The 15,574-nt window shown below is 68.0% G+C and carries 13 protein-coding genes; 7 read left to right on the top strand and 6 right to left on the bottom strand.

Going from position 1 to position 15,574, the window contains the following annotated elements:
- Window positions 1–3: 3 nt before the first annotated feature.
- The gene (locus MRBLWH13_RS02945) at window positions 4–1,110 is read right to left on the bottom strand and encodes a DUF998 domain-containing protein (RefSeq protein WP_341956827.1); all 1,107 of its coding nucleotides are present in this window, start codon (window positions 1,108–1,110) and stop codon (window positions 4–6) included.
- 111 nt (window positions 1,111–1,221) lie between these two features.
- On the opposite strand from MRBLWH13_RS02945, the gene MRBLWH13_RS02940 reads away from it, so the two are divergent.
- Together MRBLWH13_RS02940 and MRBLWH13_RS02935 are read left to right on the top strand one after the other, a co-directional pair.
- Window positions 1,222–2,178: a helix-turn-helix domain-containing protein gene (locus tag MRBLWH13_RS02940; RefSeq protein WP_259160041.1), complete on the top strand. Its 957-nt coding sequence runs from the start codon at window positions 1,222–1,224 to the stop codon at window positions 2,176–2,178.
- Window positions 2,179–2,282: 104 nt separating this feature from the next.
- A complete protein-coding gene (locus tag MRBLWH13_RS02935) occupies window positions 2,283–2,933 on the top strand; it encodes an HAD-IA family hydrolase (RefSeq protein WP_341956826.1) in 651 nt (216 codons plus the stop codon).
- Between the two features lie 26 nt (window positions 2,934–2,959).
- Here the strand turns inward: MRBLWH13_RS02935 and MRBLWH13_RS02930 are convergent, their stop codons facing one another.
- On the bottom strand, window positions 2,960–4,447 hold the full coding sequence (locus MRBLWH13_RS02930) for a DUF222 domain-containing protein (protein ID WP_341956825.1): 1,488 nt from the start codon (window positions 4,445–4,447) through the stop codon (window positions 2,960–2,962).
- 234 nt (window positions 4,448–4,681) lie between these two features.
- Entirely contained in the window at window positions 4,682–5,497 is an 816-nt protein-coding gene (locus MRBLWH13_RS02925; RefSeq protein ID WP_341956824.1) for an SDR family oxidoreductase, read from the bottom strand.
- Between the two features lie 385 nt (window positions 5,498–5,882).
- Here MRBLWH13_RS02925 and MRBLWH13_RS02920 point away from each other — a divergent pair, with 385 nt between their 5' ends.
- Entirely contained in the window at window positions 5,883–7,340 is a 1,458-nt protein-coding gene (locus MRBLWH13_RS02920) for an APC family permease (RefSeq protein ID WP_341956823.1), read from the top strand.
- 31 nt (window positions 7,341–7,371) lie between these two features.
- Window positions 7,372–8,211, top strand: coding sequence for a molybdenum cofactor biosynthesis F family protein (locus MRBLWH13_RS02915; protein ID WP_341956822.1), 840 nt, complete (start codon window positions 7,372–7,374; stop codon window positions 8,209–8,211).
- A 74-nt stretch (window positions 8,212–8,285) separates the two neighbouring features.
- Here MRBLWH13_RS02915 and MRBLWH13_RS02910 read toward each other — a convergent pair whose 3' ends face one another.
- Window positions 8,286–9,740, bottom strand: coding sequence for an aldehyde dehydrogenase family protein (locus MRBLWH13_RS02910; protein WP_341956821.1), 1,455 nt, complete (start codon window positions 9,738–9,740; stop codon window positions 8,286–8,288).
- A 133-nt stretch (window positions 9,741–9,873) separates the two neighbouring features.
- Window positions 9,874–10,311, bottom strand: coding sequence for an Lrp/AsnC family transcriptional regulator (locus MRBLWH13_RS02905; protein WP_341956820.1), 438 nt, complete (start codon window positions 10,309–10,311; stop codon window positions 9,874–9,876).
- 151 nt (window positions 10,312–10,462) lie between these two features.
- On the opposite strand from MRBLWH13_RS02905, the gene pdhA reads away from it, so the two are divergent.
- The 3 genes from pdhA to MRBLWH13_RS02890 are packed head-to-tail and all read left to right on the top strand — an operon-like array spanning window position 10,463 to window position 14,027.
- Complete coding sequence (gene pdhA, locus MRBLWH13_RS02900; protein ID WP_341956819.1) at window positions 10,463–11,590, top strand: pyruvate dehydrogenase (acetyl-transferring) E1 component subunit alpha; 1,128 nt, start codon at window positions 10,463–10,465, stop codon at window positions 11,588–11,590.
- Window positions 11,587–12,630, top strand: coding sequence for a transketolase C-terminal domain-containing protein (locus tag MRBLWH13_RS02895; RefSeq protein WP_341956818.1), 1,044 nt, complete (start codon window positions 11,587–11,589; stop codon window positions 12,628–12,630). The genes pdhA and MRBLWH13_RS02895 overlap by 4 nt, the downstream gene beginning before the upstream one ends.
- On the top strand, window positions 12,627–14,027 hold the full coding sequence (locus MRBLWH13_RS02890; protein WP_341956817.1) for a dihydrolipoamide acetyltransferase family protein: 1,401 nt from the start codon (window positions 12,627–12,629) through the stop codon (window positions 14,025–14,027). The genes MRBLWH13_RS02895 and MRBLWH13_RS02890 overlap by 4 nt, the downstream gene beginning before the upstream one ends.
- A 29-nt stretch (window positions 14,028–14,056) precedes the next feature.
- Here the strand turns inward: MRBLWH13_RS02890 and MRBLWH13_RS02885 are convergent, their stop codons facing one another.
- On the bottom strand, window positions 14,057–15,346 hold the full coding sequence (locus MRBLWH13_RS02885; RefSeq protein WP_341956816.1) for a hypothetical protein: 1,290 nt from the start codon (window positions 15,344–15,346) through the stop codon (window positions 14,057–14,059).
- Window positions 15,347–15,574: the final 228 nt, after the last annotated feature.

Here is a 15,574-nt window from a genome sequence, read left to right as displayed (position 1 = left end):
GCCTCAGGCGGGCACGGGGTCGCCGCGGTGCTCGGTGCCGACCGAACCCGCGGTGCGCAGGAACACGATGATCCAGCTGAAGATCAGCACGGCGGCGATCAGCTCGACCGCGGTGAGGTTGTAATAGCCCACGGCGAAGAACGCGGCGAGCAGGACGATCACCAGCACGTAGGCCCACCCGAACGCGACGAAGACCCGCGGGATCGCTCGGAGGAACCACGGCAGCCCCACGACGACGACGGCGAACACCACCACCATCCCGGTGGCCACCGTGTTGTGCACGAGGAAGAACTCGTCGACGGGGAAGATCCCGACGCAGGCGAGGAAGATGCCCATCAGGATCAGACCGCCCCGCACGACGAACCGGCCCCGCCGATCGATGGGGTCGTCGATCGGCAGCCCCGCCGTCGCGTAGCGCGAGATCGTGGTGACCATGACACCGGCGATCACCAGCGTCACGTTGAAGGCGACGGAGGCGCTGTTCGTGCTCATGCCCAGAGCCGAGAGGTTGTCGCGCCACCAGTGCACGTCGCTGGACGCGAGCATCGCGGCGAACGCGCCGACCACGAGGAACACCGCGAGCACCAGCGACAGGACGGTCGGCGTGAGCGCGACGGCGCTGAGGAACGTCACGTAAGCGGTGAGTGCGAACGCCACCGCGACCAGGACTGCTCCGGGGAAGGCGAAGACCGGCGCGTCCGTGAAGCTGCGCTCGAGAAGCTCGGCGATGCCGAGCCAGCCCAGGTACGCGATCGCCACGTGCGCGAAGGCGATCGCGGCGAGGTCGTACCAGCGAAGCCGATCGCCGGGCACGCTGAATCCGTCTCTCGTGCCGTCGGGCGCCACGACCGCCGGGCGGACGACGAGCCGCCCTAGACCGAATGCCAGCAGAGCAGTGACGGCCCCACCGATTGCGGCGAAGATCCCGATGGATCCCGCCCCGCTGATCGCCATCTCCCGACCCCAGAAGACCGGCCACCCGATCACGAAGCCGAGCACGAAGAAGACGGCGCCGACGATCAGTGCTGTCGCCTCGAACACGGCATCCGATGTGTCGGGACCGCGCAGCTGACGCAGGATCTGCATGACCTTCTCACCGAGATATCGCATCGTCAGCCTCCGAGCACATCATAGAAGCCTCGCTGCGCGGCCACGCCGGTGATAGCATCACGGAACGGATCGTATACAACGTCGTCGTTCCACCACCCGAGGTGATCAGTCATGAACGGTGTGCCCGCAGCCCCCGCCGAGTCGGTATCCACGCTCATCGCGCGCAATATCAGCGAGTTCCGGGCCGCGGTGTCGGAGTCGTTCGTCCCCCTTCAGGTCTCGACCAACGGTCCCGACCACTTCCGAGGGGTGATCCGCGGAGCATCCGTCGACGAGGTGCACGTGAACGAGGTGCGCGCGACCTCGCATGTCGTCGAACGCACCCCAGAGCTGATCGCCCGCAGCGACAGGTCCTACTTCAAGCTCAGCCTGATGCTCGCCGGAACCGGGATGCTGATCCAGGACGACCGCGAAGCCGTGCTGCAGGCGGGCGACCTGGCCGTGTACGACACCGATCGCCCGTACTCCCTCGTGTTCGACGACGACTTCCGCACCATGGTCGTGATGTTCCCCAAGCACCTGATCAGCCTTCCGGCCGACATGGTCGGTCAACTCACGGCCGTGCGGATCTCGGGGCAGGGCGGGCTCGGCGGAATGGTCGTGCCCTACCTCACACAGCTCGCCGGCAACCTCGATCAGCTCGCCGGAACCACCGGCGCACGACTGGCGCACAGCGCCCTCGACCTCGTCACGACCGTCTTCACGCGAGAACTCGGGCTCGACGAGGTGTCGGCCGATCCGCACCGCGCGCTCGTGCAGCGCATCCGCTCGTACATCGACCGCAACCTCGCCTCGACCGACCTCGGGCCCGCCTCGATCGCGTCGGCGCACTTCATCTCGACGAGACACCTGCACGGGCTGTTCCAGGAGCAGGGTGTGACGGTCTCGACGTGGATCCGCACGCGGCGCCTCGAGCAGTGCCGACGCGATCTGCTCGACCCGATGCTCGCCGACCGCCCCGTCGCGGCCATCGCCGCACGCTGGGGGTTCGTGGACGCCGCGCACTTCAGCCGCGCGTTCAAGACGGCCTTCGGCATCTCCCCCAGCGAGTACCGCGCGGCGCACTGAACGCGCGGTTCTCGACGATGATTCGAAGCACGAACAGGCGATTCCGCAGCGCCTCGGCCTCGGTCGTCGACGAGCACATGACGCCGCGGCGCTAGCCTGGGGAGATGACCGAGACCATCAGCGCCCGCGCCGTCCTGCTCGACATGGACGGCACCCTCGTCGATTCGACGGCCGTCGTGGAGCGCCTGTGGCTGGCCTGGGCCGCGCCGCACGGGATCGACCCCGCGACGGTGCTGAGCGTCGTGCACGGCCGTCAGGGACATCAGAGTATGGCAATCATGCTGCCGGAGCGCGATCACGAGATCAACATCCGGGAGAACGCCGTGATGCTGGCGAACGAGAGCCAGGACGTCGACGGAGTGGTCGCGATCGAGGGCGCGGATGAGCTTCTTTCGGCGCTGCTCCCCTACCCGCACGCGATCGTGACCTCGGCCGATCTCACGCTGATGAATGCGCGCATGGGGCAGGCGGGTCTCGCCGTTCCCTCGCTGACTGTGACCGCGGAAAACGTGTCGGCGTCGAAGCCGGATCCTGAGGGCTTCCTGCTGGGCGCGAAGATGCTCGGCGTCGACCCTGCCGACTGTGTCGTGTTCGAGGACTCGGGCGCAGGCATCCAGGCCGCCCATGCCGCAGGGATGCGGGTGATCGGCGTGGGCTCTCACGCGATCTCCCATGAACCGACCTTCCATGTCGATGACCTCACCCAGGTGGCTGTCGTGCCGACGGCCGACGGATTCGAGCTCACGGTTCGGTGATGCGGTGACCGTCGGTCTCGTCCGCATCACCCAGCGCGGGCGAGGTGCGCGGGGAGTGTCAGTCGGGCAGCGCTGAGTCTCGGGGTGCGCCAGCGTTGGTCGGGGTCCCACCATCGCGGTCCCCGCACCTGCGGGAGGCCCTCGTCCATGCGGATCTCCCACCCGGAGGTGCCGAGGGATCGGTGGTGCCACCAGCACAACGGCACACCGTTGTCCGTGTGCGTCGGCCCGCCCCTCGCATGTTCGGTGACGTGGTGGATCTCGCACCATGACGCGGGAACATGACAGCCGGGGATCAGGCATTCCTTGTCGCGGGCGATGATCGCTCGGCGTTGGTGCACGGTGAAGACCCGGTCGGTGGTGGTGATGCCGATGATCCGGCCCTCCTCCATCAGCACCCGCTGGATCGAACCGGCGCAGGCGACGTGCGCGGCGACCGAGACAGGGATGTGGGCACCGGATCCGGGGATCGTCGCCCAGCCGCCGTTGCCGCCCGTGCCGCCGGCGAGGTCTTTCGCCTCGACGGTGACGACGAGCACCGGTGATGCCCCACCGAGGGTGGGCATGTCGTTGTGGCGGGCCGCGATCGCGAACACCATCGCCAGAGCGTCGTGGCGTTTCTGCGACGCGGTGCGGTCATCGAGCACGCACCGCGGATCCGAGTTGAACGGATCCGCATCCGCATCGACGTCAGAGCCAGGGTCACAGCCAGAGCCAGAGCCAGCATCCGCGCCGTCGCTGGGGGCGAAGTGCACTCCGGGCATCGGCGGGCCATCACCCTTGGGGTTGAGGATCGCGTCCATGATCAGCTGCAGCTGTGCCGCGACGTCCGGGGTCAGATACCCCCGGATCGCATGCACACCGTCCGTCAACCGGCCGATCGTGATGCCTCGGCGACGGCGGGAGTCCTCATCCTTCGGTTCTTCCCCGTCCGGGTCGAACATCGACGCGAGATCCTCCGCAAGAGCCTTCAAATCCTGCGCCGTCGGCGCCGGACCCGATTCGCCCTCTTCGACGCCCGTGTCGACCCCGTGCCCGCGCGCGCACCCCGCCAACGCGACATCCGCCGCCAACCGTTGATCCACGCTGAGACGATCCCACACCCGCTCGATCGGACCCGTCGCCGCGAGAAACCCCGCCACCCCGACCACCCCATCCAACAGCGCGAGCCGCAACTCCGACCACCGCGCCGGCATCCGCTCCCCCGCCAGACTCACCGGCCGCCGCACCAGATCGACGACCGTGTCGACCCGGGACGCACCCCGCACATCCACCCGCACCGTCCGCTGCAACAACTCATTCACACCCCGACACCCCACCGAATGCGGAAGGTCACCCGCATCACCCGTCGCGACGGTCTCGACGATCACCGCCTCCGCACGCCGGAAGACAGCCCCCGCACCCTGCAGAACCGTGACCCGATCCGCATCCGACAACCCGGCGAGCGCGTCATCGGACAGCACCGTGTCGAGGTCGGCGATGACCCGATCCAGAAGCTCCACGGTGCTGTTCATACCCGTAAGTCAACACGGGACCACCGACATTCACGACCCGAAACCACGCCGAATTACCCCAGATCAGCGGCGTATTCCAATCTCCCAGAATGATGCCGGTGGACGGCGAGAGGAACCGCGGAGGGAAAGCGAGAGGAACCGCGGCAGAGGCCGCGGGAGGGTCGACAACGATCACCAGACAAGAGCGATCGATCGGGCTCACCACGATCAAGAGCCGACAACGACAGAACGCCTCTACATACCCGCGTGGTCGAAGGCGATGGTCGGCACATCCACGACATGCGATCCGCCATCAGCCACAATCACCGCCCCGGTGACGTAGGACGACTCCCCCGATCCGAGGAACCGCACCACCGACGCGATCTCGGCGGGACGCGCCGGTCGACGCAGCGGCACGTCTGCCGTCACCGTGGCGTATGCCTCCTCGCGAGATCCCAGCCCGGCGTGGGTGGCGAACTCGTCCATCTCGTCGTCGGCCATCGGCGTCTGCACCCACCCGGGGCAGATCGCGTTGACCCGCACACCCTGGCGTCCGTAATCACGAGCAAGGGTTCGCGTGAGTCCGATGAGCGCATGCTTCCCCACGGTGTAGCCGGCCACAGATGGCCCCGCGAACAGCCCCGCCAACGACGAGACGATCACGATCTGCCCCTTCGCCTCGATCAACGCGGGGAGCGCCTCCCTGGCCATGATGAACGCCGTCGTGAGGTTGGCGCGGATGGCAGCATCCCAGCTGTCGTCATCGGTGTCGGCGACGGGCGAGAACCCGTGTCCTCCAGCGTTGGCGACGAGCACGTCGAGGCGTCCGAACGTGGCGAGCACCTCGGCGACGGCGGCGCGAGCAGACATCGTGTCGGCGGCATCCGCCACGATCGGGAGCGCCCCCGCCGCGGCTTCCACCGCGCGCAGGGGTTCGGCGCGGCGCCCGACGACGACGACGTGCGCACCCTCGGCGGCGTACCGCTCGGCGATCGCCGCACCGATGCCTGTGCCTCCTCCGGTGATGACGACGACCCGTCCGGAGACGGTGGATCCGACTGCAAGTCCCATGTCTGCTCCTGTTCTTCTGCGCTCCCGCGCGGTGCTCCGCGCTGGTCGCGATAATCCGGTCGATGGGGATCAGGCGGGGGGCCTGACCGGGCTGAGAATCCGAAGTCACTGACGAAGATCGAGCCGTTGATCGCGCGGCTGCTCGGCGACACTCGGATGCCGTCGCCTGCCAGATCACGCGGCGAGGACGGCGGTGTCTTCACCGTCATCCTGCTCCGGCTCCTCCGCTCCGTGAATGCGACGAAGGGTGCTGTGCGCGCTGGAACCATCGTCCTTCGCTCAGCGTCAACCGCCACGGGCACCACCCGAGCAGAATCGCTCTATCGACGACGTCTCTCGTCGTCGAGGCCGTCACCCACGGCCGTCACCGAGCAAAGGAGCCGACGTGGCAGACCCGACATCTGCGTCCACGACGCAGCAGGACCACACTTCTCTCCGACCCGGCGCACTGGGCGTCGCCGGGATCGTCTTCCTCGTCCTCGCGGCCGTCGCGCCTCTGACCGGCATCGTGGTGGTCGCCTCCCTCGCGATCGCGCTCGGCAACGGAGGCGGCACACCGATGTCGTTCTTCCTCGTGGCCGTGATCCTGCTGCTGTTCGCGGTGGGCTACGCGCAGATGTCGAAGCAGCTCGTCAACGCAGGAGGCTTCTACGCCTTCGTCGTGAAGGGTCTCGGCCGCACGGGCGGACTGATCGCCGGGCTCATCGCGACCCTCGGCTACAACTTCTTCGTCGTCGGCACCATCGGCACCAGCGGCTTCTTCATGCAGAACATCATCCGCGACCTCACCGGTCTCGACATCCACTGGTTGATCTGGGGTCTGGCGTCGATCGCCGTCTGCTTCCTCCTCGCGAGGGTCGGCGTCGACTTCTCGTCGAAGATCCTCGGCGTCTGCCTCGTGCTCGAGGTGCTGATGCTGGTCGTCTTCGACGTATCGGTGCTCGTGCAGACCGGGTACGACCTCGGCGCATTCAGCCCCGAGGCCGTGTTCTCGGGATCTTTGCCGATCGGTCTGCTGCTCGCCGCCACCGGGTTCCTCGGCTTCGAGGCGACCGCGCTGTTCAGCGAAGAGGCGAAGCAACCGCTGCGCACCATCCCCCGCGCCACCTACACCTCGATCATCGCGATCGGTGTGATCCTGGGCGTCACCACCTGGGCCGTCGTCAGCGCGACCGGCGTCGCGCAGGCACAGGCCACAGCTCTCGAGCACCTGCCCACCGGAGACCTGATCTTCATGCTGTCCCAGCAGTACCTCGGCGGGCCGCTCACGACGGTCATGATGGTTCTGCTGCTGGTCAGCCTGTTCGCGGCCATGCTCGCGTTCCACAACTCCGCCACGCGCTACCTCTACTCGCTCGGCCGCTCGCGCATCCTGCCTCAGGCCCTCGCCCGCACTCGCGCCAACGGCGCCCCGCAGCTCGCCGGCATCGTGCAGGCCTCGTTCGCCGCGCTCGTCGCTATCATCTTCGCGATCGCCGGAGCCGACCCGATCCTCACCCTGGTACCCGCGATGCTGGGGTTCGGAACGCTGAGCGTGCTGATCCTGCAGGGACTCGCGGCGATCTCGATCGTCGTGTACTTCCGGCGCAAGGGCGACCCCCGCTGGTGGAGCACGTTCATCGCTCCCGGGATCGGGTTCCTCGGCATCGCCGCGATCTCGGTGCTCGCCGTCGTGAACTTCAACATCGTCGCCGGCTCCGAAGAGCTCGCGATCCGACTCATGCCGTTGCTGCTCGTGCTCGCGTTGATCGGCGGCATCGTCTACGGCGCCTACCTGAAGCGATCAAAGCCGGCCGTCTACGAAGGACTCGCCTCCGACCTCGAGCGCTTCAGCGACCGCTGACGCCCCACAGACCCCACCGTCAAGGAGAGAGATGACGACTCTGAACCCCGCAGACACCTCCACCTGGCTGCCCCTCGAAGGCCTCGCGCCCGGTTTCGACGCGAACAAGGCACCGCACTCCACGGCCCTCAGCGGTCAGACGATCACCGTCGTCGACGCACGAGGAACCCGCATCTCGCACCGGTTCGCCGACACTACGGTGACCTGGGACTACCACCCGGGCGCGGAGGACGCCACGGAAGCCGCCTCCGACACCGACGACTACGAGGCTTTCGAAGTCGACGACGACCTGTACTTCGTGCAGTTCCATCACGACTATCTGCCGAATGAGGCTGTGTCGCTGGTCGTCGATCTGCGTCACGGTCGGGCGCTCGCGATCATCTCGGTTATCCTGCCTGCACCCGAGCAGGGCCGCACCCGCGTGCAGCACGTCTTCGCCCCGTCGGTGATCGAGGGCGCTGCGGTGACAGGAGCCGAGCCGGCACCCACCACGACCCTCATCGGTCGCCGGGTCGAGTGGGTGTACAGCGAGGAGCACGCATACGAGCACGTCTATCTCTCGGAGCGCTGGTACTCGTGGCAGTGCCTCGCCGGCCCCGAGCGCGGCCTCGCAGACACCGACGAGAACAGTGTGTGGGAGGTGCGCCCCGGCATCTACATCTTCGCGTGGCGCGAGAAGGTCATCCCGTGCGCGTCCGTGACGATCGCCGATCACCGTGACGCGAACGCGATCCGCTCGCACGGGGTGCTCTTCGGCCTCGACGAGTCGGGTGAGGTGCCGACGCACTTCACCTTCGGCGCCCACGGCCGTCTGCTCTCCACCACCCACCACGCGGCGGGACTCGAGCCCGCGCTGTTCGGAGCGCTCTGATCTGGATCCTCCCGACATGAAGGAGCCCCCTCCCACGATCGGGAGGGGGCTTCTTCGAGTGTCGGGCGCCGGGGTCACCCCTCGAGCACCGGAGCCTTTCGTCCGGGGCCCGACACGACCTGCGACACCGCGACGGACTTGAGTCCCTCGACTCCGAACTCCAGGCCGTAGCCCGAGCTCTTCACCCCGCCGAAGGGCACCATCGGGTGCAGGCCGCCATGGGAGTTGATCCACACGGTCCCCGACTCCATGCGGGTCGCCGCCTCGCGCGCGGCATCCGGATCGCTCGACCACACCGAGGCGCCGAGACCGACCTCGACCGCGTTGGCGAGCTCGAAAGCCTCGTCGACGTCGGTGTAGCGGATCACCGGCAGTGCGGGGCCGAACTGCTCCTCCTGCACGAGGGCTGCGTCGTTGTCGATGTCGGCGATGATCGTCGGGCGATAGAACAGCTCGCCGAGTTCGGGAGCCGCTTCGCCGCCGGTCGCGACGCGAGCACCGCGGCTCTTCGCCTCTTCGACGAGGCGGGAGACGATGTCGAACTGCGCCCGGTTCTGCAGCGGTCCGAGCACGTTGTTCTCGTCGAGCCCGTTGCCGATCGGTACGGATGCCGCGATCCCGGCGAGCGCGTCCACGACCTCGTCGTAGACCGAGTCGTGCACGTAGAGGCGCTTCAGCGCCGCACACGTCTGACCGGTGTTGATGAAGGCGCCCCAGAAGAGATCCTCGGCGATGGCTGCCACGTCGGTGCCCGGGAGCACGATCCCGGCGTCGTTGCCGCCGAGCTCGAGAGTCAGTCTGGCGAGGTTGCCGGCCGAGCTCTCGATGATCCGACGCCCGGTGGCGGTCGACCCGGTGAACATGATCTTGTCGATGTCGGGGTGAGATGCCAGACGCGCACCCACCTCGCGGTCGCCGGATACACCGATGAGAACGTCCGCCGGGAGCACGTCGTTCATCACCGCCAGCAGCGCGAGCACGCTGAGCGGCGTGTACTCGCTCGGCTTCGCGACCACGGTGTTGCCCATGCGCAGCGACGGGCCGATCTGCCAGATCGTGATCATCAGCGGCCAGTTCCACGGGCCGATCGCCCCGACGACGCCCGCCGCCTTGTAGACGAGCTCGGCGTGCAGCGTCTCGTCGTCGACCACCACCTGCGGGTCGAGCACGGTCGCCGCATTCGTGCGCAGCCAGGCCGAGCAGGCGCCCAGCTCGAAGCGCGCGTTGGGGCCGTTCAGCGGCTTGCCCTGCTCACGCGAGAGCAGGTATGCGAGGCTCTCCGCGTTGGCGTCGATCGCGTCAGCCGCGGCGACGAGCAGGGCGCTGCGCTTCTCGTGACCGAGCGCCTCCCAGGAGGGTTGGGCGAGCTTCGCGCGCGCGATCGCGTCATCCAGATCGCTCACCGAGTGCACGGGTGCGCGACCGATGACGTCACGCGTCGCGGCATCCGGGATCTCTCGACCACCACCCTCCGGAGCCTGGATGCGGTCGAGCAGCGCGGCGGCTGCGGATGCGGCGGATTCGGACATCGGAACTCTCCTTCGAGCGGATGCGTGCCAAGGATCCGGCGCGCTCGTCTCATTCTCGAATGGGTCGCAGCACCGCACTTGTCGAGGAGTGCGCCGCAGATGTCCGAGTGCGAAAGGATGCTCCCGCAGGCGCTCAGATCAGGGTGAAGTCCTCGAAGATCAACGTCGTCCGTGTCGAGCGGATCGAGGGGATCGCCTGGATGTCCTCGAGGACGATGCGCCGGAGATCCCGGGCATCACTCGCCCGCACGAGCAGGATCACATCGAAGTCACCGCCGACGAGCGCCATGTGCTCGATCTCGGGGATCGCTCGCAGTCGCGCGCTGACGTCCTGCCAGGTGGCCTGCTCGATCGCCAGCGTGACGTACGCGCTCGCGTGGTGGCCGAGCAGCACCGGGTCTGTGCGCACCGAGTAGCCGGTGATGATGCCCGCTTCGGTGAGTCGCTTGATGCGCGCGTGGGCTCCTGCCCGCGAGATGTGCACCGTCTCGGCTATCGCCGTCATCGAGGCTCGGGCGTCCCGTCTCAGCTCGGCGAGGATCGCGTCATCGGTCTCGTCCAGCGTGATCATGGCACCCCTTCGTCCGGTCACGGAATTCTGACATTTTGGCACAGGTGACGGCAGGGATCGCGCATTCGTCCATGATCCACTGAATGCTCTTGGATGATTGTCGCGTGCGGGGCAAGCTGTCCACATCAGGTTCGGCAAGGAGGGCGAACGGATGGAACACGCAGATCTGCTTCCGCGCGACGCGGCGGTGCAGCTGGTCGATGCCGACGGTGCGATCGTCGTCGACGGGCACTACGCGATGCCCGGCACCGACATGTTGCTGGCCGCGTATCGCGGCCTCGTCGAAGGACGCCGCATCAACGACCAGGCCAGTGCCCTCGTGCGTCAGGGACGCCTCGCCGTCTACCCGTCATCGCACGGCCAGGAGGCCTGCCAGATCGGTGCCGCACTCGCCATGACCGCCGACGACTGGCTCTTCCCGACCTACCGCGACTCTGTGGCCGTGATCGCGCGAGGCGTGGCGCCTGCCGAGGCGATGGTGCTGCTGAAGGGCGACTGGCATTCGGGCTACGACGTGCGCGCCCACCACGTCGCTCCGCAGGCCACTCCCCTGGCCACGCAGCTGCTGCACGCCGTGGGTTTCGCGTACGCCGCGAAACAGCGAGGGGAGCACATCGTCGTCATCGCTCTGTGCGGAGACGGCGCGACCAGCGAGGGCGACTTCCACGAGGCCATGAACTTCGCCGCGGTCTTCCACGTGCCTGTCGTCTTCTTCGTGCAGAACAACGAGTTCGCGATCTCCGTTCCCCTCAGTCGACAGACCGCGGCACCCTCTCTCGCGCATAAGGCGATCGGCTACGGAATGCCCGGTCGGCGCGTCGACGGCAATGACGTCGCCGCGGTACTGGCTGTGCTCGGCGAGGCCGTCGACCGTGCGCGCTCCGAGGGCGGCCCCACTCTGGTCGAGGCGCACACCTATCGGATGCAGGCGCACACGAACGCCGACGACGACACCCGCTACCGCGAGCGCGCCGAGGTGCAGGCATGGGTCGCCCGAGACCCGCTGACCCGTCTCCGAGCGCACCTGACCGATACCGGCGCGCTCACGTCCGAGCTCGAGGCCGAGTATGCGGCCGGGGCCGAGGACATCGCGGCAGCGATGCGAGAGGCGCTCAACACGGACTCCGACATCGACCCCGAAGATCTGTTCCGTTTCGTGACCGAGACGCGCTCCCCGCAGCTCGAGGAGCAGTGGCAGATGCTTCGAGGCGAGATCGAACGGACCCGTGCCGCGGAGGCCGGATCGACCGCTCAGGCGACCCCCGGAGGTGCCCGATGACCATCGCACACGACGACATCCGCATCGACGAGCGCTCAGCGACAGTGTCGACCATGAGTATGGCCGCTGCGTTGAACCTCGCCCTCGCAGACGCCATCCAGGCCGACCCCGAGGTCGTGGTCTTCGGTGAGGACGTCGGAGCCCTGGGCGGAGTCTTTCGCATCACCGACGGGCTCACCGCACGGTTCGGCGAGGAGCGCTGCTTCGACACCCCGCTGGCCGAGTCCGGCATCGTCGGCACCGCGGTCGGCATGGCCATGAACGGCATGCGCCCCGTCGTCGAGCTGCAGTTCGACGCGTTCGCCCTGCCGGCGTTCGAACAGATCGTCAGCCATGTGGCGAAGCTCGGCAACCGCACTCGCGGGGGCGTGCGGATGCCGCTCGTGATCCGCATCCCGTTCGGCGGCGGCATCGGCGGGGTCGAGCATCACTGCGACTCGTCCGAGGCCTACTACGCGCACACGCCGGGACTCACGGTCCTCAGCCCGTCGACGCCGCAGGACGCGTATTCGATGCTGCGAGCAGCCATCGCCTCGCCGGATCCGGTGATCTTCCTCGAGCCGAAGAAGCTCTACTGGGCCAAGGGCGAGGTGGACACCTCCGTCACGGCCGAGATCGGCACCGCCCGCATCGCTCGCGAGGGTACCGATATCACGCTCCTCGCCTACGGCGCGTCCGTGCCGCTCGCTCTGGAGGCGGCCGAAGTCGCCGCATCCGAGGGCCGCAGTGTGCAGGTCGTCGACATCCGATCGCTGTCGCCCTTCGACGATGACACCGTCACGGCCGCCGTGCGCGCGACCGGTCGCGCCGTCGTCATCGCCGAGGCGCCCGGCTACGCCAGCGTGGCATCGGAGATCCAGGCGAGGGTCTTCGAGCGCTGCTTCGAATACCTAGAGGCGCCCGTTCGCTGCGTGACCGGCTTCGACACCCCCTTCGCACCACCGAAGCTCGAGCACTGGTATCTGCCGGATGTCGACCGCGTCCTCGACGCGATCGACTCGCTGCACTGGGAAGACGAGTGCGGAGAGGACGAGTCATGACCGCCCTGACCACCCGGGTCTTCCGTCTGCCGGACCTCGGTGAAGGGCTGACCGAAGCGGGCCTCGTGCAGTGGCTCGTCGCGGTCGGCGACACCATCGTCACGGATCAGGCGATCGCCGAGGTCGAGACCGCGAAGAGCATCGTCGAGCTGCCCTCGCCGTTCGCGGGAGTCGTCACCGCCTTGCACGGAGAGCCGGGCGAGACCATCGACGTCGGATCCCCGGTGCTCGAAGTGGACGATGGCGAACGCGCAGGTTCGGGTCCTGTTGCCCCCGAGTCCGTCGAGCGCGACGCCTACCGCGAGGAGGAGCGTGCGGGATCCGGCAACGTGCTGATCGGCTACGGCACGTCCGAGCGGGCACCATCCGGCAGGAGGAGGCCCCGTGCCGGCGCGCAGGTCGACTCCCCATCAGCACCGCCCGCGGCGATCGGACCGGCACCGATCGCACCCGAATCGGATGCGTCGGTACGACGCCCCGTGGCTGTCCGCTCACCCCTCGTGCGGCGTCTGGCACGCGACCTCGGTCTCGACGTGCACACGATCGCCCCGACAGGACACGACGGTGCGGTGACTCGCGCCGACGTCCTCGCCGCGGCGGTCGACGTCGCGGTCGACGGCGTCGCCGCCCAGCATCGCGGCGCCGGTGCGGGCGCAGGCAGAGGCACAGACGCGAGCGCCGATCGCGACGTCCTCGACGGTCTGTCCGTCGCCTCGCGCGAGCGCCTGTCTCCGCTGCGCAAGGCCGTCAGCACGAAGCTCGCCCGCAGCCGCTCCGAGATCCCCGAAGCGACCGTCTGGGTCGATGTCGACGCGACCGAGCTGTGGAACCTGCGCTCGCAGATGGCTCCCGAGGGCGGCAAGGCGCCTTCCGTCACCGCGCTCCTCGCGCGCTTCGTGCTGCTCGCTCTCGAGGATCACCCGGTGCTGGCGTCCCGTCTGAGCGACGATGCCTCCGAGCTCATCTCCTTCGACGGCGTGAACATGGGCGTGGCGACCGACACCGCACGCGGCCTGATGGTGCCGGTCATCCCACGAGCACACGAACTCAGCATCGAGCAGCTCGACACCGCCCTGCGCGAGCTGTCGACGAGGGCCCGATCCGGGTCCATACCCGCCGACCGCCTGCGCGGATCGACGTTCACTCTGAACAACTACGGCGGGCTCGGCGTCGACGGCTCCGCGGCGATCATCAACCACCCCGACGTGGCGATCCTCGGAATCGGACGCATCATCGAGCGTCCCTGGGTGCTCGACGGACAGGTCGTCGCGCGCCGCATCGTGCAGCTGTCGCTCGTGTTCGACCACCGGGTGTGCGACGGCGGCTACGCGGCGAGCTTTCTCCGCCGAGTGACGGAGCTCATCGAGCACCCGCTTCGCGCTTTCGGGAGGGTGTGAGGGCCGCCGGGATCCGGCGCCCTCCCACCTCACTCCACGGTGAGGTCTCTTCGCAGGGTGGTGTCGGCGGTCGTGATCCCGATGATCCGGGCCTCCGTGGAGTCGGTGTCCTCACGCGTGGTGTGGAAGATCAGGAGACGCCCCTCTCTGTCGGCGACGAAGTAGGCCCATTGCCCCGACGAGACGACGTGCACGCGGGTCCCGGTCGGGAACGCGGCGACGGCTGAGGAGACCGGGTCGCCGATCCGCGCGTCGAGCGCGTGCGGCGACGTCGCGCCGTCCGCTCCGGAGTCCTCTTCGTCCGATACGGCCCCGACGGTGATCTCGGCCACCGATCCGCTGTCGACCGCTGTCGCAGAGAACGACGAGGCGCCGTCGGGGCTCGCGAAGACCCACGGCCCGCCGTCGTACGCGGGCGGTGTCACCGCAGCATCCGGCAGTGTCGCCACGATGTCGTCATACGTCTCACCGAGGCGGATCGGGCCGACGCCCTGGCCCGTGATCGACCACTCGGCCCAGGGAGTGGACGCATCGCCGACCGGCTCGGTGGCCCCTGTCGGAGGGGTCTCGGTCAGACTCTCGATGAGATCGGACTTCGCATCGATCGCGGTCGCCTGCAGCAGCTCGGCCGCGGCCGCCGCGTCGATCGGCGCGGCATCGGGGAGCGACGTCCTCAGGTGCACGAGCGTGTTGCCGACTGCGGCGAACCCGTGGAAGACCCGCCACCCCTCAGAGGCCGGGTCGGCGTTCATCGTTCCCGCCAGCGCACGTACGCCGTCCTGCTCATCCGCGACGATCGCCTCGAAGGTGTTGAGCCCGTCGTAGTCGAACTCGCCGCATTCCGCCGCTGCCCGCTCTATCTGATCCATCCGCGCGGCGACGTGCGCCTCGTCTGCGAACTGCATGGCGATGATGCTGTTGAACGAGTACTCGGTGTCGCTCGGCATGGACCACGATGACGTCCGGGCTCCCAGGGAATCCAGGCTCTGCTCCATGAAGAGCACGCCGCAGATCGCCGGAGCGAACTCGGGCCCGCCGCCGTCAGAAGTCTGCTCGAGGGCATCGGAGGGTGTACTCACCTCACTCGCCGACGGAATCAAGGCGGTGATGTCGTCCGCGGAGGGCAGGAGCCACGAGAGCTCGTCGCCGACAAATGCCACGGGTCCCGAGTACGGCTCCGGCGCGGAGGCCTCGGGCGCGGGTGACGACGATGATGACGGCTCCGGCGAGGGCGCACAGGCGGTCAGCCCGGCGAGGAGCGCTCCGACACCGACGACCCCGAGAACGACCCGCCCCCGACCTTGATTCAGAACACGCATGACACACCCTCCGCTTGGCTTTTCACATCGAGATCCGATGCCCCTGCGAGGAGCCTAGGGGCGCTCCGATCGCCCTGACGAGCGATGCATGCATGTCGATATCAGAATGTGAGCAATCACATGCCGCACACTGCATACATCCCCATCTCAGGCCACAGATCTCACCTCCCAGCGCCGAGAATCGGGACAACCGCCGTGAGTCCCGGGTCTTGGACTGTCTTCCTGCGT

This window comes from Microbacterium sp. LWH13-1.2 (genome assembly GCF_038397735.1).
Classification (GTDB): domain Bacteria; phylum Actinomycetota; class Actinomycetes; order Actinomycetales; family Microbacteriaceae; genus Microbacterium.
The sequence above is the reverse complement of the archived record's forward strand: the minus strand, read 5'-3'. Positions and strand labels throughout refer to the sequence as shown.